Genomic DNA, 21,872 nt, shown 5'->3' on the forward strand with positions numbered 1-21,872 from the left:
ACCCTCCTCGCTCGGGTGGCAGGCGGGGCGAGGGCTCGATATGCTCGCCTGCGTTATCGAAACGGGCTGTCGTGCTGCGCGTTCGGTGTGCCGATTGGTGGTTGGGGGCCTGTGAGTACTGCGGAAGTCGGGCCGATGGCACAGTCGACGACTGTGTCGCCGGGGGAGGGCACCGCCCGCGGGGCGACCGCGGGGGCTGCCGGTTACGTGGTGCTCGGCGCCGGGGTGGTGCTGGCCGCGATCGGCGCCGTGGTCGCGGTGTTCACGCCGACCGCCATCGGGATTCCGGTGCTCGCCGCGTCGCTCGCCGTCGCCCTGATCGCCTGCCCCGCGGTGTTCGTCGCCCTGCGTCAGCACGCGCGGGCGCGCGCCGCAACGGCCGCCGCCGAGCGGGCCGAACAGCAGCTGGCCGCGGCCGTCGCCGAGGCGACCCAGCGGATCACCACCGCCGAGGACCACGCCACCCACTACGCCTGGGAGGCACAGGAGAACGGCCGCCGTGGCGCGGCCGCGCTGGCCGCCTTCGCCGGCGCCGCGGGCCGCATCCAGGCCATGACCACCTCGATGCTGGCCGAACTGCGCGAGATGGAACACCGGCACGCCGACCCGCGCGTGCTCACCGACCTGCTCCACATCGACCACCGCACCGCGCAGACCGGTCGGCTCGCCGACAGCATCGCGGTGCTCAGCGGTGCTCGCACCGGCCGCCGCTGGGCGAAACCGATTGCGATGGAATCGATCCTGCGCGGCGCGATGGGCCGGGTCGCCGGGTACCAGCGCGTGCGGCTGCGCGCCGTCGCCGACGTCGGCATCGCCGGGCACGCCGCCGAGGGCGTGATGCACACCCTGGCCGAACTGCTCGACAACGCCTGCAACTTCTCCCCGCCCACCACCGAGGTGCACGTCTACGCCGCGGAAGTGCCCGCGGGCGTGGTGATCACGATCGAGGACAGCGGCCTGGTGATGAGCGATTCGGCGCTGCGCCGGGCCGAGGCCGCGGTGAGCGGGCGCGATCACAAGGGCGCCGACCTGGCCTCGCTCTCGGGCACCCGGCTCGGTCTGGCCGTCGTCGGCCACCTGGCCCGCAAACACGAACTCACCGTGTCGTATCGGCCGTCGGCGATCGGCGGCACGGCGGTGGTCGTTGTCGTGCCGCGCGAGCTCACCGCCCGCGCGGAACGCCGCAGCCGCCCCGCCGCCCAGCTCGCCGCGCCCACCCCGCGGCGCACCGAACCCCAGCTCACCACCCTCGGCCAGTTCGACGCTCCCACCCCGCGGGCCCAGCACGCCAGGACCACCGACGAACTGGGCTGGGCCGAGACCGTCGGGCAGCCCGCCCACCGGATTCCGGCCGAGCCGCCGACTCCCACGGTGTCCACCTCGCCCGCGCTGCCTAAGCGGCGCCGCGGCGACACCCTGGCCAAAGTCCATCCCGACGGCCTGACCGGCTCGCCGGTCGCCGACACCGCACCGGCCAAGCCGGCCGCGCTCGGCGCGTTCCAGCGGTCCGCGCCCGGTCGGGCGGCGGATCGGTCCGGCCACCACCCAGGCAGCGCCGCCACTGCTCCCGACCCCATGGAGGACCGATGACCACCACCGCCCCGACGAATCTCGGCTGGCTGCTCGAGAAACTGCTCGCCCGCACCCCACGCACCCGGCACGCGCTGCTGCTGTCCGGGGACGGCCTGAAGATCTGCCACACACCGGAACTCGACGTCGACCGCGCCGATCAGCTGGCCGCGATCGCCGCCGGGTTCCAGAGCCTGTCGCACGGGGCTTCCGTCGAGTTCGGTGACGGGCGTGGCGGTGTCCGCCAGTCGATGACCGAGTTCTACGGCGGCATCCTGTTCGTGGTCGAGGCGGGACGCGGCGCGCATTTAGCGGTGGTGGCCGCCGAGGACGCCGACGCGGGGCTGGTCGGGCACACCATGCACGAGCTGGTCGAACAGCTCGGTGAGCATATGGCCGCCCAGCCCAGACGCGGAGCGCCGAATTGAGCAGATCGGTCCGCGACGAGGATCCGGACCGGTTCTACACGCTCACCGGCGGACGGGCCCCGGCCACCGAGGATTTCGACCTGGTGACCCTGGTGGTCAGCGAATCGGCGCCGTCGGCGGGGATGACCTCCGAGCAGGTCGCGATCCTGGACATGTGCCGGGCGCCGACCGCGGTCGTGGAGATCGCGGCGGAACTGCGGTTGCCGGTCGGCGTCGCCACGGTCCTGCTGGGGGACCTGCTGCACGCGGGGAAGATCACCGTTCGGCCGCCGCTCTCGGCGGCGATGTCGCTGGATGCCTCCACCCTCGAGAAGGTGCTCGTTGGACTTCGCAAGCTCTGAATCCGCGCCCGAGCGGTCGCTGGCACCGCTGCACAGCACGGCCAAGCACGGGCTGAAGATCGTCGTCATCGGCGGATTCGGCGTCGGCAAGACGACCCTGGTGCGCTCGGTGAGCGAGATCAGGCCGCTCGACACCGAGGCGACGATGACCGACGTCGGCGTCGGGATCGACGACGCCACCGGCGTTCCCGGCAAGTCGACCACCACGGTGGCCTTCGACTTCGGCCGGATCACCCTCGACGCCGAGCACGTGCTGTACCTGTTCGGCGCGCCGGGCCAGCAACGGTTCTGGTTCCTGTGGGACCGGCTGTTCACCGGCGCGCTCGGCGCGATCGTGCTGGTCGATCAGCGCCGGATCGAGGACTCCTGGTACGCGATCGACCGGCTCGAACACCAGGGCACCCCGTTCGTGGTGGCCTGCAACGACTTCGGTGGCTCGCACCAGCCGCAGGCGGTGCGCGACGCGCTGGACCTCGATCCCGCGGTACCGCTGGTGATGTGTGACGCGCGCTCGCGCGAATCGAGCAAACAGGTGCTGATCGCCCTGGTCGAGCACTTGTATTCCGCTGTCCCGCAGGGGGAGACCGTCTGATGAGCACACCCACCGGCACCGGTGCCTGCCCGATCACCGGCGCGGTGCCGCTGAGCGGTCCCGAATTCCACATCGAGCCGCACGAGGTCTACCGCAGGATGCGGCGCGACCACGGCCCGGTGGTCGCGGTCGAGCTGCCCGGCGGGTTCCCCGCGTGGCTGGTCATCGGCTACCGCGAACTGCACCAGGTGACCAGCGATCCGCTGCTGTTCCCGCGCGATGTGTCGCTGTGGAACCAGTGGGGCCGGGTCCCCGAGGACTGGCCGCTGCTGCCGATGGTCGGCAGGCCGATGCCCTCGATCTACTTCACCGCCGGTGCCGAGCACCGCAGGCATCTGGCGATGGTGGAGCCCGCGCTCGACGCCGTCGACCACTTCGAATTGCGCCGGGCCTGTGAGGAACTCGCCGATCGCCTGGTCGACGGATTCTGCGGCCGCGGCAGCGCGGACCTGGTGGCCGAGTTCGCCGAACCGCTGCCGGTGCTGGCGCTGGGCCGCATCCTCGGCCTGCCCGACAGCGACGCCGCCGACCTGGCCCTCACCATGAAGCTGCTCGCCGACGGCGGCGCCGACGCCCAGGCCGGGCACGCCCGCTTCGGTGAGCACATGGCCCGGCTGCTCGCGGCCAAGAAGGCAAGGCCCGCAGGCGATCTGGTGTCGCTGATGCTGGCCGACCCGCAACCGTTCACCGACGAGGAATACATCAACGACCTGATGGCGATCACCGCCGCGGGCCACCTCACCACGGCCGACTGGCTGGGCAGCTCCATGCGGCTGATGCTCGTCGACGACCGGTTCGCGGCCGCGCTCGGTGGCGGCAGGCGCAGCGTCGGCCAGGCCATGAACGAGGTGCTCTGGGAAGAGGGCCCGACCTCGATCCTGGCCGGGCGCTGGGCCGCCCGCGACACCCGCCTGGCCGATCAGACCATCCGGGCGGGCGACATGCTGCTGCTCGGCTTGGCCGCGGCCAATCTCGACCCGCACATCCGCCAGTCGTTCACCGACGGTGACACGGTGCCGACCGGCAACAACGCGCACTTCGCGTTCAGCTACGGCGAATACCGCTGCCCCTTCCCGGCGCAGCAGATCGCCGAGATCATCGCCAGGACCGGGATCGAGGTGCTGCTCGACCGGCTCCCCGATGTCGACCTGGCCGTGCCCGCCGAGCAACTCACCCGGCGGCCTTCGGCTTTCCTTCGGGGCATGACCGCACTGCCCGTTCGTTTCACACCAGTCAGACCCGTCGGAGGTTCGTCGTGAGTTCCCAGTGCCCTTTCGCCATCGATCCCATGGTCGGTGACCTCAACGGAGAGACCGCCCGACTGCGCGCCGAAGGTCCGCTCACCCGGATCGACCTGCTCGGTGTGCCCGCCTGGACCGTCACCGATCACGCCGTCGCCCGGCAGCTGACCACCGACTCCCGCCTGGTCAAGGACATCCACGCGTGGAAGCTGTGGACCGACGGCGTGGTGACCAACCAGTGGCCGCTGATCGGCATGGTGGATGTCGACCGGTCGATGTTCAACGTCGACGGCGCCGAGCACCGCAGGCTGCGGCTCAAGACCGCGCAGGCGCTGGCGCCGCGCCGGCTCGAGGAACTGCGGCCGGTGATCGAGCGGCTCACCCTCGAACTGCTCGACGACCTCGCCGCGGCGGGCGCCGACGGCACGCCGGTCGACCTCAAGGCCGTCTTCGCCTACCCGCTGCCGATGCGGGTGGTCGGCGACCTGATGGGCGTCGCGCGCGAGGACCACGCGCAGCTGCTCGACTGGTACAAGAAGTTCTTCTCGGTGATGACCCCGCAGGACGAGCGCCTGCGCGTGATCGGCGAGCTCGACGTGTACTTCACCGACCAGGTGCGCCAGAAGATCGCGAACCCCGGCGACGATCTGACCTCGGCGTTCGTCGTCGCCGACGAGGAGGGCGGCGAGCCGCTCACCGAGGAGGAGGCGATCGGCAACATCAAGGCGCTCGTCGCCGCCGGGCACGAGACCACCGTCAGCCTGATCGTCAACACGGTGCGCGCGCTGCTCAACGAGCCCGAGCAGCTGGCGAAGGTGCTGGCGGGCGACGTGGACTGGAAGCAGGTCATCGAGGAGTCGCTGCGCTGGGACGGGCCGGTCTCGCACCTGCTGATGCGCTTCGCCACCGAGGACATCACCGTCGGCGACACCGTGATCGCCAAGGGCGAGGGCGTGGTGATGTCCTACCGTGCCATCGGCCGCGACACCGCGGTGCACGGCGAGACCGCCGACGAGTTCGACGTGACCCGCCCGACCGCGAACCGTCACCTCGCCTTCGGCTACGGCCCGCACATCTGCCCCGGCGCCGCGCTGTCCCGGCTGGAGGCCGCGATCGCGCTGCCCGCGCTGTTCGCCCGCTTCCCCGAGCTGCGGCTGGCCGTGCCCGACAGTGAACTCGGCAACCTGCCGGTGCTCACGCAGAACGATCTGGCCGCGCTGCCGATCATCCTGAACTGACCGGCGTCGCGGGGGGGGGGGGGGGGGGGGGGCCCCGCCCCCCCCCCCCCCCCCCCCCCCGACGCTCTACCTCTCGGCGCCCTACAGGCCCAGATCGCGGCCGATGAGCTCCTTCATGATCTCGTTGGAGCCCGCCCAGATCTTGGTGACCCTGGCGTCCATCCAGGCCCGCGCGACCCGGTACTCGCGCATGTAGCCGTAGCCGCCGTGCAGCTGCACGCAGGCGTCGAGCACCTCGTTCTGCACCTGCGCCGACCACCACTTCGCCTTCGCGGCGTCGACCGCGGACAGCGTGCCCGCGGCGTGCGCGGCGATGCCCTGGTCGACGAACGCCTGCGTCACTTCGACTTTGGTGACCAGCTCGGCGAAGAGGAACTTGTTGTACTGGAAGCTGCCGATCTGCTGCCCGAACGCCTTGCGCTCCTTGGCGTAGGTCAGCGTCTCGTCCAGGATGGCCGCGGCGTGGGCGATATTGGAGATCGCGGCGCCGATGCGCTCCTGCGGCAGCCGCTCCATCATGGCGATGAAGCCGCGGTCGACCTCGCCGATCCGGTTGGCGTCGGGCACTCGGACGTTGTCGAAGAACAGTTCGGCGGTGTCGGATTCGGGCTGGCCCACCTTGTCGAGCTTGCGGCCGCGGGTGAAGCCCTCCATGCCGTTCTCGACCGCGAACAGCGTGATGCCCTTGGCCTTCTTCTCCGGGCTGGTGCGGGCGGCGACGATGACCAGGTCGGCGTTGAAACCGTTGGTGATGAAGGTCTTCGAGCCGTTGATGATCCAGTCGTCGCCGTCGCGCACCGCGGTGGTCTTGAGCGCGGCCAGGTCCGAACCGCCCGAGGGCTCGGTCATGCCGATGGCGGTGACGATCTCGCCGGTGCAGAACTTGGGCAGCCAGCGCCGCTTCTGCTCGTCGGTGGTCAGTTCCACCAGGTAGGGCGCGCACACGTCGTAGTGGATGCCGAACGAGGACGACAGCGCCGCACCGGCTTTGGCGAGCTCCTCGCCGAGGACCGCGGCGAACCGGTAGTCGCCCGCGTCGCTGCCGCCGAACTCCTCCGGCACGCCGAGGCCGAGGTAGCCGAGTTCACCGGCGGTCAGCCAGGTCGCGCGGTCGATCGCGCGCTCCTCGGCGAAGCGCTCGGCGTTGGGCTCGATCGAGCGCTTGACGAACTCGGCGACGGACGCGCGGAACGCCTCGTGGTCCTCGGAGTAGATGGTGCGCTGCATGGTTTTCCTTTCGCTTCCTACTGTTCGGGCCGTACGCCCAGCAGAACCAGCGACGCCTGGACCACCTTGGCCGCGTCGGGTTCCTCGCCGCTGATCACGTCGGCGTAGATGAAGGTCTCGGTGATCCGCGCGAGCAGCAGCGCCAGTTCCGGCACCGGCAGCGGCGGATCGAGGGTGCCGGCCGAGATCTCCTCGGTGAGCAGGCCGGCGATGACGTCGACGAAGCGTCGCTGCACGGAACCGGCGCGGGTGGTGAGCAGGCGCAGCGCGCGTTCGGGTTCGCGGCGCAGGAACTGGCGGAAGGCGTCGGAGGTGTTGACCGCTTCGGCGAAATCGCCCAGCACGCGGGCGATCCGGCGGGCACCCCGCGCGGTATTGGCGGTGGCGGCGCGGCGCAGCGTGGGTTCGGCCACCGACCAGATCACCTCGGCGAGCAATTCGTCGCGGCCGCCGACCCAGCGGAACAGGGTGGCCCGGTTGACGCCGAGCTCGACGGCGAGCTCCTTCATCTCCAGCCTGCGGCCCGCCAGGAACCCGGATCTGGCCGCCTTGAAGGCGGTGAGGGCGTCGGGCCGGGCGGCGAGATCGTCGAGTCGCTTGCTCAGCGCGGTCTGCTCGGTCACGTCACCTCCGGGTGCAACATCTCCCTCAGTGTATGGACTGTGCAACGTCTGTCAATCTGTTGCACGGATCGGGGCATGAAAAAACTCCCCGGTCGCGATGACCGGGGAGTTCGCTGTAGCCCCGACGGGATTTGAACCCGCGCTACCGCCTTGAGAGGGCGGCGTCCTAGGCCGCTAGACGACGGGGCCAGAACTACGATTCACCGGGGTGAACCGCGCGGAACATACGATAGCCGACGACCGGGCAATCAACCAAAACGGCTGGTCGGCTGCCCGGCCGGGCCGACAGGGCGGGCCCTGTCCGGACGGTCGGCGACTAGCTGGTGGGCTTCGGCGCGGCGCTGGAGCCGGTCGCGAGGGCCTCGAGGCCCTTGAGCAGCACGGCCGAGCCGGAGATCGGCGGGTCGGCGATCGGCTGCGGGGCGACGCCCAGCTGGCCGAAGGCGGACGGCAGGGCCGAGCCCGAGGTGAGCGCCTCGAGGCCCTTGAGCAGCACGGCCGAGCCCGAGATGGGCGGGTCGGCGACGATCTTCGGAGCGGTGGCCGAGCCGGAACCCAGCGCCTCGAGGCCCTTGACCAGGACGGCCGAGCCCGAGACGGGCGGGTCGGCGATGGGCTCGGGGGCGGCGGCCGACGCGAATCCGGTGCCGCTCAGGACGATTCCCGCCGCGACAGCGGCGACGCCGAGGATACGCAGGGTGCGCATAGTTGATCTCCTGAAGTTTCTCTCACCCGCCCGAATCGGCCGGCGAGAGCTAATTGATAGCAGACCGGACGAGGCGGTCGCAGTCGCAATGTTGAACAATGCGGAAACGGCGCTCCGATAAATGGGGTGGATTCCTTTCGGTGACCTGGGGATCTGGATTGCCGAATGATTTGGGTCACAGCGGGGTTTTGTTCCGGGGTCACGGTTCACGCGCGCGAATCGGCGTATTCGGCCTATCGCGGGGGCGTTCGGGGGGTCTTGGAGATGCCTGTCTGTGAAGTTCCTGTGTGATCTGTGTCACCGATTCTGTGGCCGTCTCGAGTGCCGGTCATGCGCGATGTCGATCGCCGATAGGCGAGTGGACCTGGGGAATCCCGGACGATTCGGCGGTGTGACGCTGTTCGTTGATGCGTGCTGGTGGTGCTCCAGTCTTGTCGATCGACGGTCCGGCCGTGAAAAGTCCGCGACCGGATAAGAATCACCCCGCTGTGAAACCTTGTCGATTTCCTTCGTTTCCATTCGCGCTATGCAGGTGAACGAAAGGTGAATCGGCAGAGGTTTCGACACTGTTGTGTCGCGCATCACACTCGGTCCTTCCGGGCGGGAAAAGACGGGTTCGATGCGCGGATTGTTTCTGTGTAGGATTCGCTTGCCGATAATTGTGCGCGGTCGACAATTCGAGTAATTGATCGGCTCTTGTTCCGGTGGATGTTCCCTTTCCGGGCGAATCCTCGGCGACGCGGCTGGTTGACCACCCCGGCGGGACGGGGGAGGGTGGGGCGATGGCCAGCAAGGAAGTGCGGGGCGGGGTCGAGATGTCCAACCTCGACCAGCCGTTGTTCGACGGTGCCGAGGCGACCAAGCGAGACCTGGTGGACTACCTGGAGTTCGCCGGGGAGCGGCTGGTGCGCGTGCTGCGGGACCGCCCGCTGTCGGTGGTGCGGGTGCGGCCGGGGCAGGAACCGTTCATGCAGAAGAACCTGCCGAAGTACACGCCGGAGTGGGTGCCGCGGGTGACGGTGTGGGCCGAGAGCTCGCACCGGGAGGTCACCTACGCCCTCGGCAACGACGAGCGGACACTCCTGTGGTTCGGCAATCAGCGGGCCGTGGAGTACCACCCCACCCTGCTGCCGGTGGACCACAGCGCCGGGCCGACCCATCTGGTGCTCGACCTCGACCCGTCGCCGGGGCAGACCTTCCGCGACGCCGCGGCGGGCGCCCACCTGATCCGGGCCGCGCTCACCGCGGACGGGCTCGACGGCGCCGTGAAAACCAGCGGCGCCAAGGGTTTACACGTGTTCGTCCCGGTCGTGCCCGGCATCGCGATCGAGGACGCGGCCGCCGCGACCCGGGCGATCGCCGCCCGCGCCGAGCGCATCGACCCGGCCGTCGGCACCACCGCGTTCATCCGGGAAGACCGGCACGGCAAGGTCTTCCTCGATTCGACCAGGGCGGGCGGCGCCACCGTCATCGCGGCCTACAGCCCGCGCATCCGCCCCGGCGTCCCGGTCTCGTTTCCCCTGCGCTGGAACGATATCGACGATGTCGTCCCCGCCGACTTCACCCTCCGCAGCGCGCCGAACCTGCTCGGCGACACCGATCCGTGGGCCACGGAAATGCCAGCGCCACAGGCACTTCCGGCCGACCTGATCGCCGAGGGGCACACCATCCCGATCGCCAGGGTGCAGGCCATGCACGAGGGCAAGCGCCGGGCCAAGGCTCGACGGGAGGGCTGAAACGACGCGGCGGCCCGATGACCTGGGGAGGTCATCGGGCCGCCGGGTGGTCGAGGGGATTACTTGCCGATCGCGGCGACGCCGGCCTGGGCGAACTTCTCGTCCAGGTCGCCGCTGGGGGCGCCGGCCACGCCGATGCCGGCGATCGGGGCGCCGTTGGCCTTCACCGGCGCGCCGCCGCCGAGGAACAGGGTGCCGTCGATGTCGGCCAGGTGCGGGGCGGACTCGAGGCGCTTGCTCAGCTCGGTGGTGGGGGCGTTCCAGGAGACGGCGGTGAACGCCTTCTGCTGGGCGGCGTCGTAGGACTGCGGGCCCGCGCCGTCGCCGCGCAGGGTGACGATGACATTGCCGTTGCGGTCGACGACCGCGACGCTGACCCGCTGGTTCTCCTTGGCCGCTGCGTCGAGCGCGGTCTGCGCGGCCTTGGTGGCGGCGGCGATCGAGAGGTGGGTGCTCTGGGTCAGGTTGGCGTCGGCGGCGTCGGCGACGACGGGGGTGCGGGTCGCGGCGTCGGGGTTCTGGGCCTGCACCGTCACCACGCCAACCACGCCAGCGGCGACGACGGCGGCCGAGGCGCCGGCGACGATGAGGCGGTTGCGGGTGCTGAACTTGGTGCTCATGGCTGCTCCTGATCGGATTCTCGGCCGTCCGGCGGTGGTGCCGTGGCCTGTTGATATCCATCCTGTGCGCTGGGCGGCCCGCGCGGATCGGCGAACCGGCTGCACTTGCGCGGCCGGATCGGGCGACACCGGGGTCAACCGATCGGATGACCCGGGCACGGCGTCCCGCGGGGGAGAATGGGGGAGTTTGCCCAGCTGATGCGGACGGGAGGTACCGATGCGGAGCACACTCGGCGACCGGAACGACGATACGCGGCTGCTCACGGTCATCGTGTACAGCGCGTTCTACGTGCTGCTGGCCGCCTCGCTCATGCGCTGGCTGATCCGGCACGCCGACACCCGCTCGACCCCGCTCGTCGTCGCGCTGGCGCTGCTGCTCGCGGTGCTCTACGCGATGAGCGAGCTGCGGCATTCGAATCGGGTGATGTGGTTCGCGGCGCTCGTCGCGACCTGGGCGGTGCTGGTGGTGCTGGCACCGAGCTTCGCGTGGTGCGCGGTTCCCTTGGTGTACACCGGTTTACGGATTCTGTCGGTGCGCGTCGCGGTGACGCTGGTCTGCGCGCTGACCGCGCTGGTGGTGTTCAGTCAGGTGCGGATCGCGGGCTGGCTGGATCCGAATCTGGTGCTCGCGCCGCCCGCGGTCGCGGCGGTGACCACCGTGTTGTTCGTCGGCATGCGCCGCCAGACCGAACACCAGGCGGCGCTCATCGACGACCTCGTCCGCACCCGGCAGGAGCTGGCCGAGACCGAGCGCCGCGAGGGCACCCTCGCCGAACGGGAACGGCTCGCCATGGAGATCCACGACACCCTCGCGCAGGGTCTGTCGAGCCAGCGGATGCTGTTGCAGGCGGCGGATCTGGTGTGGGACAGCGATCCCGGGCTGGCGCGCGATCACCTGCGCTCGGCCGCCGAGATCGCCGACCGCGACCTCGCCGAGGCTCGGCGCTTCGTCCACGACCTGGCGCCCGCCGACCTGGCCGCCGGCGGTTCGCTCGCCGCCGCGCTCACCGCGCTCGCCGCGCGCGAGTCCGGCGACACCCTCACGGTGCGCTGTCATCTGGAAGGCACCCCTGGCCCGCTGCCGCAGCGGGTGGAGGCGACGCTGCTGCGGGTGGCGCAGGGCGCGCTCGCCAATGTGCGCGAACACGCCGCGGCGACGACCGCGACCATCACCCTCACCAGTCTCGACGACCAGATCCTCCTCGATGTGGCCGACGACGGGCGCGGGTTCGATCCCGACGAGCGGGCCGATCCGGCCGAGCATCGCGGGCACGGCCTGCCCGCGATCCGGGCGCGGGTGCGTCAGCTGGGTGGGACCTGCGCGATCGAATCGGCTCCCGGCGACGGCACCGTGCTCTCGGTCGCGATTCCGCTCGCCGTGGGCTGAGAGCTACGCGGCGGCGGGCAGCCAGTGCCGGTGCGGTCGGGGCGCGGGGAGAACCAGCCGGGTCGTGCTCGGGCGCATCCGGTGCCGGGTCCCCGCTGGGCCGCCAGCCGACCCCGCAGCGGTGACCTCGGCCGGTCCACCAGGCCATTCGGTGCGGGTGACCTCGGCCGGTATGCCGCCGGTGTTCGCGATCGGTTCGCGGGTCGCCGCGCGGCTGATCCGCATGGTCGGGCGCTGATCGGCGAAGACGACCATGCGCAGCACCAGGAACCGGCCGATCCCGGCGAGGCCCGACGCCGACAGGTACACGACCTGCTCGGTGAGCACCCCCGGCGCCGCCTGCACGGCGAACAGCGCGAACATCGCCGCGCTCGTCACCGCGTAGGCCGCCGCGGCCGACCCCGCCGACTGCCAGTGCTCCCGCCACCCCGGCAGCGTGCGCCCGCCGAAGGTGATCAGCGCGTGCAGCACCGTGCCGAGCAGCGTCGAGACGATCGTGACCACCGCGTTCGCGACGGCCCAGGGCAGCACGCAGGCCAGCTGCGCCACCGCCGCGCTCGACGCCAGGCCCAGCCCGCCGCCGCAGGCGACGAACCGCGCGAAGGCCGCGACCGGGCCGGTCGAGGTGGCCCGAGCCGACGGTGTGCGCACGATGTTCGTCATGTCGAACACTGTACGGATGCCGTACGGTGTGCGCAACGGGGAACGATGTTCCGGTGCGGAGTGCGCGCTAGCATCGGCACTTGTGAAACCCGCCGTCCGCCTGTTGATCTGCGACGATCACGCCGTCGTCCGCGCCGGACTGCACGCGCTGCTGTCGAGCGCGCCCGATATCGAGGTCATCGGCGAGGCCGCCGACGGCCCGGCCGCGGTCGCGCTGGCGGCGAGCCTGCGCCCCGACGTGGTGCTGATGGACCTGCAACTCGGCAGCGACATGGACGGTGTCGAAGCCACCCGGCGGATCACCGCGCAGCCGGCGCCGACCCCGCACGTGCTGGTCCTCACCACCTACGACACCGACGCCGACATCACCCGCGCGATCGAGGCGGGCGCCACCGGCTACCTGCTCAAAGCCGAACGGCCCGAGGAGCTGTTCGCCGCGATCCACGCCGCCGCGAGCGGGCAGACCGCGCTGTCCGCGCCGGTCGCGGCGAAGGTGATGGCCAAGATGCGCAATCCCGGCCCCACCCTCACCGCGCGCGAGCGCGACATCCTCGGCCAGCTCGCCCAGGGCCTCGGCAATCGCGAGATCGCCCGCGCGCTGCACATCAGCGAGGCGACGGTGAAGACGCACCTGGGCCGCATCTACGACAAGCTCGGCGTCGACACCAGGGCGGCGGCCGTCGCGGTGGCGACGGAGAAGCGCCTGCTCGCCTGAACCGCCGACGGCTGTAACGCCGGGGCCGCCGCGGGCTCTGAAGGGTGCGGCGATGGCTATGCTTGGCCGAGCGAGAGGAGCCGGTGCGAATGGACTGCGACGAATTCGTCGAGCTGGTCACCAGCTTCCTCGACGGCGCCCTCGACAGCGCGACCGAACTGCGCTTCCTCGCCCATCTCGCCGAGTGCGACGGCTGCGAGGTCTACCTCGAACAGATCCGCCGCACCACCCGCGACCTCGGCGGGCTCGCGCCCGAGCAGCTCTCCGGCCCGGCGCGCACCACTTTGCTCGCGGCGTTCCGCGACTGGCACCGCCCCGCCTGACCGGCTCAGGCCGGCGTCAGCGTGGCCGCCCCGAACGACACATGGAAGCGGGCGCACCAGATGCTCACCGACTCGATGGCCGACAGGTCCGTGCCGGCGGGCAGCGTGTAGTTCTGATTGCCCTCGTTGCCCTTGAGCGCGCCCAGGTCGACGTGCGTGCCGTCGTCGAAGTTGTGCCAGTCGTCGCCGATCACCGGCTGATCGGTGAGCCACACGTGCAGCGCGGGTCCGTCGGAGGTGCGCAGGTCGGTGATCCGCAGGACCAGCGTGCCGTCGGGCAGGCGCTGGAGCTGCGCCGAGCCGGTCGTGTCGTGTTCGTGGGAGAGGAATTCGCCGGACGCGATCACCGACACCGGCGCGTCGCCCATGACGGTGATCGGCGCTTCGTCGACGGTCGTCGTGGTGAACAGCCGCCACGGCTGGAACAGGTAGAGGCCCACGACCAGCGCGGCGACGAACCCCACCGCCAGCACGCTGAGGACGGTACGGCGGATACGGCGGTGTGGCATGGTCTTCTCCTTCTCTCGCATGCGTTCTCCGTTCCCGGACCGGTCCCGCGCGTTACACCGCCGCGCGGCGGTACTGTGCTGCCAGCGACGCGAGTGGTGACAGCGAGGAGACCCGGTGGGACACGACGGCGCCCTGCCCGCCGACGACGTGCTCGTCGCCGAGCTGCGAGCGGGCGTCGACGCGACGTTCGCGCTGGTCGTCGATGCCTGGTCCGGCTCGATGCTGCGCCTGGCGCGCTCGTTCGTCTCCACCGACGCCTCGGCCGAGGAAGTGGTCCAGGAGGCGTGGCTGGCCGTGGTGCGCGGTGTCGACCGGTTCGAAGGCCGGTCCTCGCTCAAGACCTGGGTGTATCGGATCCTGGTGAACACCGCCAAGAAGCGCGGGATCAAGGAGCATCGCACCGTCCCGTTCGCCACGCTGATGCCCGAGGACGAGGGGCCCGCTGTCGATCCGGGCCGGTTCCGCCCGCCCGGTGACCAGTACCCGGGCCACTGGGCGATCGGCGCCAAGCCGCGTCCGTGGTCCGAACCCGAGGACGCCGTCGAACGCGCCGAGGTGGCCCACCTGCTCGCCGCCGCGGTGTCCGCCCTGCCCGCCCGTCACCGCACCGTCCTCACCCTGCGCGATATCGAGGGCTACTCCGCCGACGAGGTCTGCGCGCTGCTCGACATCTCGGCGGGCAATCAGCGCGTGCTGCTGCACCGCGCCAGGTCGACCGTGCGGGCGCGGCTCGAGCAGTACTTCCAGCGCTAGGCGAGCAGCGATTCGACGAGGTCGGCGGCGCGGTGCGTGCCGCCCTCGGCCCTGGCCTCGGTGCGAAGCGCGGCCGAGCGACGCGCGACCTCGGGATCGCCAACGAGCTCGAACAGGGCCGACCGCAGGTTCTCGGCGGTGGCGTCGGCGGTGTCGATCCGGCGGGCCACACCCAGTTCGACCAGGCGGTCCGCGTTCATGAACTGCTCGGCGCCCTGCGGCACGGCGATCATCGGGATACCCGAGAGCAGTCCCTCGCCGCACCCGCCCATCCCGGCATGGGTGACGAAAGCGTCGGCCTGTTCCAGGATCGCGCGCTGCGGGATCCATGAGTGCACTTCGATGTTCGCGGGAATGGCACCGAGTTCGCTCGCCTCGGTGTGCTTGCCGATCTGCAGGACGACATGCCAGCCCGGCAGGTCGCCGAAGGCCGCCAGGCACCGGCGATAGAACTCCGGTCGGCGGGTGTAGGCCGAACCCAGCGAGATCAGCAGGACCTTGTCCGCCGTCGGCCGGGTCCAGGTGGTCGCGTCGGCGGCGAAGCACGGGCCGACGAAAGTGACGATGTCGCTGTCGACCCGGTCGGCCTGCGGTTGCATGGCCCGGGGAATCAGGGCCAGCGCGCGGTCGGGTGGACCGGCGAACGCGTCCACATCGGTGGTCGTCGCACCGCACCCACGCAGCCACCCGGCGAACTTCTCGCGGTAGGCGGCGGCGCCCGGCAGGCCACGCAGGTGCACCGCGACGTCCTGCTCATAGCCCTGCCAGGCCACGAAGGTCGGCGACAGCTGGAGCAGGGGCCGCTGCTGGGCTTCGGCGAGTGCGCGGGCGGCGTAGGCGCCGATGTCGTACAGGTAGTGGTCGGCGGGGTTGTGGTCATAGGCGGCGCGAAGTTGGGGGAGTGCGTGGATCGCGTTGTCCAGGAACAGGTTCTGCGCGGCGATGGGGTCGTCCGGCCAGGCGTTGTCGGCGACCGGGAGCAGCGAGGCGCACGGCACGAAGTCGGCGCCGGTGCCGGTGATGAGGTCGGCGACAGCCGGGTCGTTGGCGTAGGTCACCCGGTGGCCGCGAGCCACCAGTTCCCGGATGACCGCCAGGCTCGGCAGGACGTGGCTGACGATCGGGATGCCGATCATCGCGAGGTGGTGGGGCATCGCTCACTTTCCGGTCGGGGCGGCGGCTTCCAGGTCGGCGACGGTGCCGCTCATGATCGTGCGCACGTGCTCGGTGAGGTGGGTGGTCGGCCAGTCCCACCAGGCGAGGGCTAGGAGCCGGGCGATGTCGTTGTCGTCGTAGCGGGTGCGCAGGAGCCGGGCCGGATTGCCGCCGACGATGCCGTAGTCGGGGACGTCCCGGGTGACCACGGATCCGGCGGCGACGATCGCGCCGTGCCCGATGCGGACGCCGGGCATGATCGTCGCGCCGTTGCCGATCCACACGTCGTTGCCGACGACCGTGTCGCCCCGGTTCGGCAGGTCGGTGAGCAGGTCGAGATGCGCCGACCAGGCGCCGCCCATGGTGGGGAACGGGAAGGTCGACGGTCCGTCCATGCGGTGGTTGGCGCCGTTCATGAGGAACCGGACGCCGGTGGCCAGGGCGCAGAACTTCCCGATGATCAGCTTCTCCGGCCCGTAGTGATAGAGCACGTTGCGGGTCTCGAACGCGGTCGCGTCGTCGGGGTCGTCGTAGTAGGTGAATTCGCCGACCTCGATCAGCGGCGAGGTGACCAGCGGTTTCAGCAGCACCACCCGCGGCTGGCCCGCCATGGGATGCAGCGTGGCCGGATCCGGAGGTTCGAGCGTCGATGTCTCGGGCACAGTGAACTCCTCCGGTATTAGTGCGACAACTATCGCGTTAGGATGGTGCCAGACCCCGTCCCACCGAGCAACCGGATAACCGATATGAGTTCCCCCTCGCCGACACCCCGGACCCGCCCCGGCGGCCGGACCGCCCGGATCCGCACCCAGGTCCTCGACGCGGTCCGCGCCGAACTGGCCGAGAACGGCTACGACGCGGTCACCGTGGACGCCGTCGCGGCCCGCGCGGGCGTGCACCGGGCCACCGTGTACCGCCGCTGGCGCGATACCGGGGGATTGATCGCCGACCTGTTCACCGCGGCGGGAGACATCGACTGGCAGCCCCGCGACACCGGGTCGCTGGTGGGCGACCTGACCGCGCTCAACCAGGAGATCCAGGACTCGCTGGGCGAGCCGAACTCGATCGCGGTGGCACTCATCGCGGTGTCGTTCCGCTCCGCGGAGGCCGCCGACGCCCTGCGGCAGCTGTGGGCCGACCGCTACCGCCAGTCGGAGGTCGTCGTACGACGGGCGGTAGCGCGCGGTGAGCTCGCGCCCGCTGTCGACGCGCGCGCCCTGCTGATCACCGCGACCGCCCCGGTCTACCACCGGTTGGTCCTGCTCCGGCTGGAACCCGATCCGGAGCTGCCGCGCCGGGCGGCCGAGAGCGCGGTGGCCGGGGAGTCGTCGACATCGTGCTGTGCTCCCGCGGCGCCCTCGGATGTGACCTCGCCGCCGTAACGTCACGGCCGGTGCGGGCACGGTACTGCGCGGCGGGGATCGCCGCGTCATCCACCGAGGAGGCCGAACGACCATGGCGACCTATGACGATCTGTCGGCGCTGTTCATCAACTGCACGCTCAAGCGTTCGCCGGAACCGAGCAATACGCAGGGGCTGATCGACGTCAGCGCGCACATCATGGCGGAGAACGGCGTCGCCGTCTCGCACATCCGCGCCGTCGACCACGACATCGCCACCGGCGTCTGGCCCGATATGACCGAGCACGGCTGGGCCACCGACGCCTGGCCCGCGCTGCAGGAGCAGGTCATGGCCGCCGACATCCTGGTGATCGCGGGGCCGATCTGGCTCGGTGACAACAGTTCGGTCACCAAGCGGGTGATCGAGCGGCTCTACGGCAACTCGTCGCAGCTCAACGCGGCGGGGCAGTACGCCTACTACGGCAAGGTGGGCGGCTGTGTGATCACCGGGAACGAGGACGGCGTCAAGCACTGCGCGATGAACATCCTCTACAGCCTGCAGCACCTGGGCTACACCATTCCGCCGCAGGCCGACGCGGGCTGGATCGGTGAGGCGGGGCCGGGGCCGTCCTATCTCGACCCGGGTTCGGGCGGCCCGGACAACGACTTCACCAACCGCAACACCACCTTCATGACCTGGAATCTGCTGCATCTGGCCCGGATCCTGCGCGATGTCGGCGGCATCCCGGTCCACGGCAACCAGCGCTCGGAGTGGGACGCGGGCTGCCGGTTCGGCTTCGAGAACCCCGAATACCGCTGACCCGCGCGGGCGCGATGCCCGAATTGCCGGATCGGAAACGTGACCGGGGTCGCTATATACGGGTGATCCCGGTCACATAACGGCGGTATAACGACAGTATTGTGATTACGGATTTGTCACGGTGGACCTGCGCGGAACACTGTTCCTTTGGACAATGTCCGGTACAGAAGCGTCCGTGATCCGGACGTGATCTCAGCTCGCATTCCGGCTACATTCGGTCACGGCTTGAACAACAACCCGAGCCGAATCGAATCGCAGAACACCGGAAAGCCTGCCCCGCGATTTCGAGGATCCCCGACATTACTGAGGGGCAGGGACGCGGTGGATTACTTCACCGAGCCGGTGGGCGCAGGCAGGAATCCTTATGTCTTTCAATCGCAAGTTCACCACTCGTGCCCTCGGTTTCGCCGCTGTCGCCGGCGCCATGATCGCCGTTCCGGCCGGTCTGACCACCGCGACCGCCTCGGCGAACAACTGGGACGCCGTGGCGCAGTGCGAGAGCACGGGCAACTGGAACATCAACACCGGTAACGGCTACTACGGCGGCCTGCAGTTCTCGCAGAGCACCTGGGAGGCCTACGGTGGCACCGGCACCGCCGACAACGCCAGCCGCGAGGAGCAGATCCGCATCGCGGAGAACGTGCTGGCCGCGCAGGGTCCCGGCGCCTGGCCGGTGTGCAGCGCCTACCTGTAAAGCGCGCTGAATTTCAGACTTTCCTTGTCGGGAAACGAATAACCCGCTATTCGATGCACACGTCGAATAGCGGGTTTTTTCGTTGAATTTCAATTCCGGACGAGCAGCGTTATTCCGCCGACGAGCACGGCCAGGGCAATGGCCCCCACGCCGTAGGCGAGCTTGTAGTTGCGCAGGCCGGGGACGAACCGGTCGAGCCCGAAAGCGCCTGCGCCACTGAGCGCCAGGCTCGTCGCCGCGACCGCCAGGATCACCTCGTATTCGACACCCTTGGGCGAGAAGAAGCCGCCCCACTTCACCGCGATCGCGTTGAGCATCGTGCCCAGGATCGCCGCCGCGGCCAGCGGGGTGAGCAGGCCGAGAATCAGGCCGATGCCGCCGAGCGTCTCGCTCAGCCCGGCCACCACTGCGAAGGCTTTCGCCGACGGATAGCCGCTCGCGGCGAAGAATTTCTCGGTGCCGGACAGGCCGCCGCCGTCGAACCAGCCGAACAGCTTCTGGGTGCCGTGCGCGGCCATGGTCGCGCCGACGCCGAGGCGCAGCACGAGGAGTCCGGCGTCGGTGGGGGTGGTCGATGTCGTCATGGCGATGTCCTTTCCGTTGCGCCCGGTCAGCCGATCTGAACCGAGCGTCGTGCCATCCCGAACCAGTAACCGTCGATGACGGTGCGCAGGGAGTCGATGTCCTCGGCGCCCGCGCCGAGGGTGAGGAACAGCGGGGCGAAGTGCTCGGTGCGCGGGTGGGCCAGCCGCGGTGCGGGGGCGGTGTGCTCGAAGTCGAGCAGCGTGTCGATATCGCGGTCGTCGAGTGCCCGGCGGCCCCAGTCGTCGAACTCGGCGGTGAACGAGTGCACGTGGTGGTCGTCGGCGGTCAGCGCGCGCAGGTTGTGGGTGAAGAACCCGCTGCCGATGATGAGCACACCTTCGGCGCGCAGCGGGGCGAGCGCGCGGCCGAACTCCATCAGGTCCTGCGGATCCAGTGTAGGGATCGACAGTTGCAGCACCGGGATGTCGGCGTCGGGGTACATCTGGCTCAGCGGGACGTAGGCGCCGTGGTCGAGGCCGCGATCGGGGGCGTCGGCGACCGCGCCGCCGAGCAGTTCGCGCACCCGGGCGGCGAGCGCGGGCGCGCCGGGGGCGGCGTAGCGCTGGTCGTAGTAGCGCGGGGCGAAGCCGCTGAAGTCGTAGACCAGCGGCACGGTGGTGGTCGCGCCGAGGGTGATCGGGGCCGACTCCCAGTGCGCGGACACGATCAGGATCGCGCGCGGCCTGGGCAGGTCTGTCGCCCAGGCGGCGAGTTCGGCGGGCCAGGTGGCGTGGTCGATCAGCGGCGGAGCGCCGTGCGAGAGGTAGAGCACCGGCATGGTCACGGTCGGCTCCTTCGGATCGGGTGAACTGGGTATGTTCAAATTTGAACAATACGCGATGCGCAGCTATTCCGCCGAAGTGATTAGGGTTTGCGGCATGGAAGAACCCAGGTGGCTCGATGCCGAGGAGATGCGGCTGTGGGTCAGGTTCCTGGCCGCGGGCGCGCTGGTCGACCGCGCGGTGGACCAGCACCTCAAGGGGGAGGGGCTCACGCACACCCAGTACGAGGTGCTGGTCCGGCTCGCCGCCGAGGCCGACGGCGCCATGCGGATGACCGACCTCGCCGCCGCCAGCTACACCTCCAAGAGCGGACTCACCTACCAGGTGGGCAAGCTCGAGCAGGCCGGGCTGGTGCGCCGCGTCGACGACGACACCGACGTTCGCGGCGTCAACGCGGTGCTCACCGAGGCGGGCCGGGCCAAGCTCGACGCCGTGGCGCCCGGGCACGTCGAGGTGGTGCGCCGGGTGTTCGTCGACGTGCTCGAGCCCGCGCAGCGCGCCGCGATCTCCGCGGGGCTCGGCGCCGTCGCCGACGGGTTGACCCGCTAGACCTGCTGGTCCTCGCCGTGCCGCTGCGGGGTGTCGAGCCGGTGCACGGTGAGCGCGGCGGCCAGCATGCGCGAATCGGTCGGGTCGGCCGGGTCGAGTCCGGTGAGCTCGGCGATGCGGCGCAACCGGTAGGTGAAGGTGTTGGGGTGCACGTGGATCTTGCGTGAGGCCGTCTTGCGATCGGCGCCGTGGCGCAGGTGCGCTTCCAGCGCCTCGATCAGATGCGGGCTGCCCAGCAGCGGAATCACCCGCTGCGCCAGGCGTTCCCGGGCCGGGCCGGGGCGGGTGAGCTGGTATTCGAGCAGCAGGTCGTCGAGGCGGTAGCAGCCGCCGGGCCTGCCGCGCAGCCGAGCCAGCTCGGTCAGCTCGGTCGCGTCCTTGGCCGCGGCCGGGATGGCGTCACGGGTGACGCCGGAGAACTCGGCCAGATACACCGTCACGCCGTACTGCTCGGTCAGCCGGGCGGCGAGCTCGTCGAAGCGCTGGGCGTCGAGGACGTCGGTCTCGGAGCTGTTGCTCAGCAGCGCGATGCCGTTCGCGCCGTCGAAGGTGGCCGGGGTGGTGGTGCCAGTGAGCTCGTCGAGCGCGCGCTGGAGGACCCGGATCCGGCGGCGGGTCACCAGGTTCGCCGCGCTGCCGGTGCGGGCGGGCTCGCTCAGGTGGATCGCCAGCACCGTGTACTGGTCGGCGAGCACGGTGTCGGCGCGCGCGGCCAGCTCCTCGGCGGGCAGCCCGCGCACCAGCGCCGAACACAGTTCCCGGCGGGCCTCGCGCTCGGCGTGATAGATCGACTGCTCGACCTCGGTGTAGGTCTCGACGACGGTCATGTTGATGTGGCGCAGCAGCTCGAGCAGCCCGCTGCCCACCCGGATCAGGTCGTTCATCTCCGTGGGCTCGGCCAGCGCGGACGCCTCGTCGAGCACGGCCTGGGCCGAGCCGTGGATCGCGCCGATCAGCATCGGCAGCGGCAGCCGGTCCTCGGCGTGGCGCTCGGCGACCGGCCCGACGAAGGCCGCGACCTCGGCCTGGGTGAACTCGCGCTCGGCGGCGATCGCCTCGAGCACGGCGCGCCCGCAGGCGTAGATGGTCGGCAGGACTTCCGCGGTGAAATGGCCGGGCGGCAGCTCGGCGGGGGCGGTGGCACCCAGCCCCGCGGCGAGCATCCGCTCGGCGATCTGGGGCCAGCGGGTCAATAGTCGTGCGGTCAAAGCGGGTGGTGCGGTAACGGGGTGTTCGGCGAGCATGACCCGATTGTGTCCGAGAACAGGGCGGCGT

At 70.4% G+C, this 21,872-nt stretch carries 25 protein-coding genes, 1 tRNA gene and 1 pseudogene; 15 read left to right on the plus strand and 12 right to left on the minus strand.

The features are described from left to right. The first annotated feature begins 111 nt into the window (after window positions 1-111). The 6 genes from ACFYWJ_RS13145 to ACFYWJ_RS13170 are packed head-to-tail and all read left to right on the plus strand — an operon-like array spanning window position 112 to window position 5,409. Window positions 112-1,590 carry an ATP-binding protein gene (locus ACFYWJ_RS13145; protein WP_387208188.1) on the plus strand — a complete coding sequence of 493 codons (1,479 nt, stop codon included), beginning with the start codon at window positions 112-114 and terminating at the stop codon, window positions 1,588-1,590. After that, window positions 1,587-1,997, plus strand: coding sequence for a roadblock/LC7 domain-containing protein (locus tag ACFYWJ_RS13150; RefSeq protein ID WP_218716994.1), 411 nt, complete (start codon window positions 1,587-1,589; stop codon window positions 1,995-1,997). The genes ACFYWJ_RS13145 and ACFYWJ_RS13150 overlap by 4 nt, the downstream gene beginning before the upstream one ends. After that, window positions 1,994-2,338 (plus strand): DUF742 domain-containing protein, encoded by a 345-nt coding sequence (locus tag ACFYWJ_RS13155; RefSeq protein WP_355282891.1) that lies wholly within the window; start codon window positions 1,994-1,996, stop codon window positions 2,336-2,338. The genes ACFYWJ_RS13150 and ACFYWJ_RS13155 overlap by 4 nt, the downstream gene beginning before the upstream one ends. Further along, window positions 2,319-2,930: an ATP/GTP-binding protein gene (locus tag ACFYWJ_RS13160; RefSeq protein ID WP_387164747.1), complete on the plus strand. Its 612-nt coding sequence runs from the start codon at window positions 2,319-2,321 to the stop codon at window positions 2,928-2,930. The genes ACFYWJ_RS13155 and ACFYWJ_RS13160 overlap by 20 nt, the downstream gene beginning before the upstream one ends. After that, the gene (locus tag ACFYWJ_RS13165) at window positions 2,930-4,189 is read left to right on the plus strand and encodes a cytochrome P450 (RefSeq protein ID WP_355282888.1); all 1,260 of its coding nucleotides are present in this window, start codon (window positions 2,930-2,932) and stop codon (window positions 4,187-4,189) included. The genes ACFYWJ_RS13160 and ACFYWJ_RS13165 overlap by 1 nt, the downstream gene beginning before the upstream one ends. Further along, window positions 4,186-5,409 (plus strand): cytochrome P450, encoded by a 1,224-nt coding sequence (locus tag ACFYWJ_RS13170; protein ID WP_355282886.1) that lies wholly within the window; start codon window positions 4,186-4,188, stop codon window positions 5,407-5,409. The genes ACFYWJ_RS13165 and ACFYWJ_RS13170 overlap by 4 nt, the downstream gene beginning before the upstream one ends. 81 nt (window positions 5,410-5,490) lie before the next feature. Here ACFYWJ_RS13170 and ACFYWJ_RS13175 read toward each other — a convergent pair whose 3' ends face one another. From ACFYWJ_RS13175 to ACFYWJ_RS13190, 4 genes are all read right to left on the minus strand, one after another. Beyond that, window positions 5,491-6,636, minus strand: a complete 1,146-nt coding sequence (locus tag ACFYWJ_RS13175; protein ID WP_355284980.1) for an acyl-CoA dehydrogenase family protein — start codon at window positions 6,634-6,636, stop codon at window positions 5,491-5,493. Window positions 6,637-6,653: 17 nt separating this feature from the next. Further along, the gene (locus ACFYWJ_RS13180) at window positions 6,654-7,259 is read right to left on the minus strand and encodes a QsdR family transcriptional regulator (protein ID WP_355284982.1); all 606 of its coding nucleotides are present in this window, start codon (window positions 7,257-7,259) and stop codon (window positions 6,654-6,656) included. 116 nt (window positions 7,260-7,375) lie between these two features. Further along, window positions 7,376-7,448 (minus strand) — tRNA-Glu (locus tag ACFYWJ_RS13185). Window positions 7,449-7,575: 127 nt separating this feature from the next. Further along, window positions 7,576-7,965 (minus strand): hypothetical protein, encoded by a 390-nt coding sequence (locus ACFYWJ_RS13190; RefSeq protein ID WP_355284985.1) that lies wholly within the window; start codon window positions 7,963-7,965, stop codon window positions 7,576-7,578. 782 nt (window positions 7,966-8,747) lie between these two features. Between ACFYWJ_RS13190 and ACFYWJ_RS13195 the strand changes: the two genes are divergently transcribed. Beyond that, entirely contained in the window at window positions 8,748-9,701 is a 954-nt protein-coding gene (locus tag ACFYWJ_RS13195) for an ATP-dependent DNA ligase (protein ID WP_355284988.1), read from the plus strand. Window positions 9,702-9,760: 59 nt separating this feature from the next. Here the strand turns inward: ACFYWJ_RS13195 and ACFYWJ_RS13200 are convergent, their stop codons facing one another. Next, window positions 9,761-10,321 carry a heme-binding protein gene (locus ACFYWJ_RS13200; protein WP_355282365.1) on the minus strand — a complete coding sequence of 187 codons (561 nt, stop codon included), beginning with the start codon at window positions 10,319-10,321 and terminating at the stop codon, window positions 9,761-9,763. Window positions 10,322-10,538: 217 nt separating this feature from the next. Here ACFYWJ_RS13200 and ACFYWJ_RS13205 point away from each other — a divergent pair, with 217 nt between their 5' ends. After that, on the plus strand, window positions 10,539-11,708 hold the full coding sequence (locus ACFYWJ_RS13205; RefSeq protein ID WP_355282362.1) for a sensor histidine kinase: 1,170 nt from the start codon (window positions 10,539-10,541) through the stop codon (window positions 11,706-11,708). Between the two features lie 3 nt (window positions 11,709-11,711). Here ACFYWJ_RS13205 and ACFYWJ_RS13210 read toward each other — a convergent pair whose 3' ends face one another. Then, on the minus strand, window positions 11,712-12,371 hold the full coding sequence (locus ACFYWJ_RS13210) for a hypothetical protein (protein ID WP_355282360.1): 660 nt from the start codon (window positions 12,369-12,371) through the stop codon (window positions 11,712-11,714). Window positions 12,372-12,453: 82 nt separating this feature from the next. Here ACFYWJ_RS13210 and ACFYWJ_RS13215 point away from each other — a divergent pair, with 82 nt between their 5' ends. Next, the gene (locus tag ACFYWJ_RS13215; protein ID WP_355282357.1) at window positions 12,454-13,086 is read left to right on the plus strand and encodes a response regulator transcription factor; all 633 of its coding nucleotides are present in this window, start codon (window positions 12,454-12,456) and stop codon (window positions 13,084-13,086) included. An 89-nt stretch (window positions 13,087-13,175) separates the two neighbouring features. Next, entirely contained in the window at window positions 13,176-13,409 is a 234-nt protein-coding gene (locus tag ACFYWJ_RS13220; protein ID WP_355282354.1) for a zf-HC2 domain-containing protein, read from the plus strand. A 5-nt stretch (window positions 13,410-13,414) separates the two neighbouring features. On the opposite strand, the gene ACFYWJ_RS13225 is transcribed toward ACFYWJ_RS13220, so the two are convergent. After that, a complete protein-coding gene (locus tag ACFYWJ_RS13225) occupies window positions 13,415-13,939 on the minus strand; it encodes a DM13 domain-containing protein (protein WP_355282351.1) in 525 nt (174 codons plus the stop codon). A gap of 94 nt (window positions 13,940-14,033) precedes the next feature. On the opposite strand from ACFYWJ_RS13225, the gene ACFYWJ_RS13230 reads away from it, so the two are divergent. Then, window positions 14,034-14,672, plus strand: coding sequence for a sigma-70 family RNA polymerase sigma factor (locus ACFYWJ_RS13230; protein WP_355282349.1), 639 nt, complete (start codon window positions 14,034-14,036; stop codon window positions 14,670-14,672). On the opposite strand, the gene ACFYWJ_RS13235 is transcribed toward ACFYWJ_RS13230, so the two are convergent. Together ACFYWJ_RS13235 and ACFYWJ_RS13240 are read right to left on the minus strand one after the other, a co-directional pair. Further along, complete coding sequence (locus ACFYWJ_RS13235) at window positions 14,669-15,826, minus strand: macrolide family glycosyltransferase (RefSeq protein ID WP_355282347.1); 1,158 nt, start codon at window positions 15,824-15,826, stop codon at window positions 14,669-14,671. The genes ACFYWJ_RS13230 and ACFYWJ_RS13235 overlap by 4 nt on opposite strands. 3 nt (window positions 15,827-15,829) lie before the next feature. Further along, window positions 15,830-16,438: a CatB-related O-acetyltransferase gene (locus ACFYWJ_RS13240; protein ID WP_355282379.1), complete on the minus strand. Its 609-nt coding sequence runs from the start codon at window positions 16,436-16,438 to the stop codon at window positions 15,830-15,832. Window positions 16,439-16,573: 135 nt separating this feature from the next. On the opposite strand from ACFYWJ_RS13240, the gene ACFYWJ_RS13245 reads away from it, so the two are divergent. From ACFYWJ_RS13245 to ACFYWJ_RS13255, 3 genes and pseudogenes are all read left to right on the plus strand, one after another. After that, on the plus strand, window positions 16,574-17,209 hold the full coding sequence (locus tag ACFYWJ_RS13245; RefSeq protein ID WP_355282345.1) for a TetR/AcrR family transcriptional regulator: 636 nt from the start codon (window positions 16,574-16,576) through the stop codon (window positions 17,207-17,209). A gap of 73 nt (window positions 17,210-17,282) precedes the next feature. After that, on the plus strand, window positions 17,283-17,987 hold the full coding sequence (locus ACFYWJ_RS13250; RefSeq protein WP_355282343.1) for a flavodoxin family protein: 705 nt from the start codon (window positions 17,283-17,285) through the stop codon (window positions 17,985-17,987). 364 nt (window positions 17,988-18,351) lie between these two features. After that, window positions 18,352-18,678 (plus strand): annotated as a pseudogene (locus ACFYWJ_RS13255) (transglycosylase family protein); the annotation flags it as partial. Window positions 18,679-18,770: 92 nt separating this feature from the next. Here the strand turns inward: ACFYWJ_RS13255 and ACFYWJ_RS13260 are convergent. Beyond that, window positions 18,771-19,265 carry a DoxX family protein gene (locus ACFYWJ_RS13260; RefSeq protein ID WP_355282340.1) on the minus strand — a complete coding sequence of 165 codons (495 nt, stop codon included), beginning with the start codon at window positions 19,263-19,265 and terminating at the stop codon, window positions 18,771-18,773. A 26-nt stretch (window positions 19,266-19,291) separates the two neighbouring features. Then, window positions 19,292-20,044 carry a class III extradiol ring-cleavage dioxygenase gene (locus ACFYWJ_RS13265; RefSeq protein WP_355282377.1) on the minus strand — a complete coding sequence of 251 codons (753 nt, stop codon included), beginning with the start codon at window positions 20,042-20,044 and terminating at the stop codon, window positions 19,292-19,294. 100 nt (window positions 20,045-20,144) lie between these two features. On the opposite strand from ACFYWJ_RS13265, the gene ACFYWJ_RS13270 reads away from it, so the two are divergent. Continuing rightward, window positions 20,145-20,597, plus strand: a complete 453-nt coding sequence (locus tag ACFYWJ_RS13270) for a MarR family transcriptional regulator (protein WP_355282338.1) — start codon at window positions 20,145-20,147, stop codon at window positions 20,595-20,597. Here ACFYWJ_RS13270 and ACFYWJ_RS13275 read toward each other — a convergent pair. Next, the gene (locus ACFYWJ_RS13275) at window positions 20,594-21,841 is read right to left on the minus strand and encodes a helix-turn-helix domain-containing protein (RefSeq protein ID WP_355282335.1); all 1,248 of its coding nucleotides are present in this window, start codon (window positions 21,839-21,841) and stop codon (window positions 20,594-20,596) included. The genes ACFYWJ_RS13270 and ACFYWJ_RS13275 overlap by 4 nt on opposite strands. Between the last annotated feature and the right edge of the window lie 31 nt (window positions 21,842-21,872).

Origin of the sequence: Nocardia sp. NPDC003269 (genome assembly GCF_042888005.1) — a bacterium.
Classification (GTDB): domain Bacteria; phylum Actinomycetota; class Actinomycetes; order Mycobacteriales; family Mycobacteriaceae; genus Nocardia.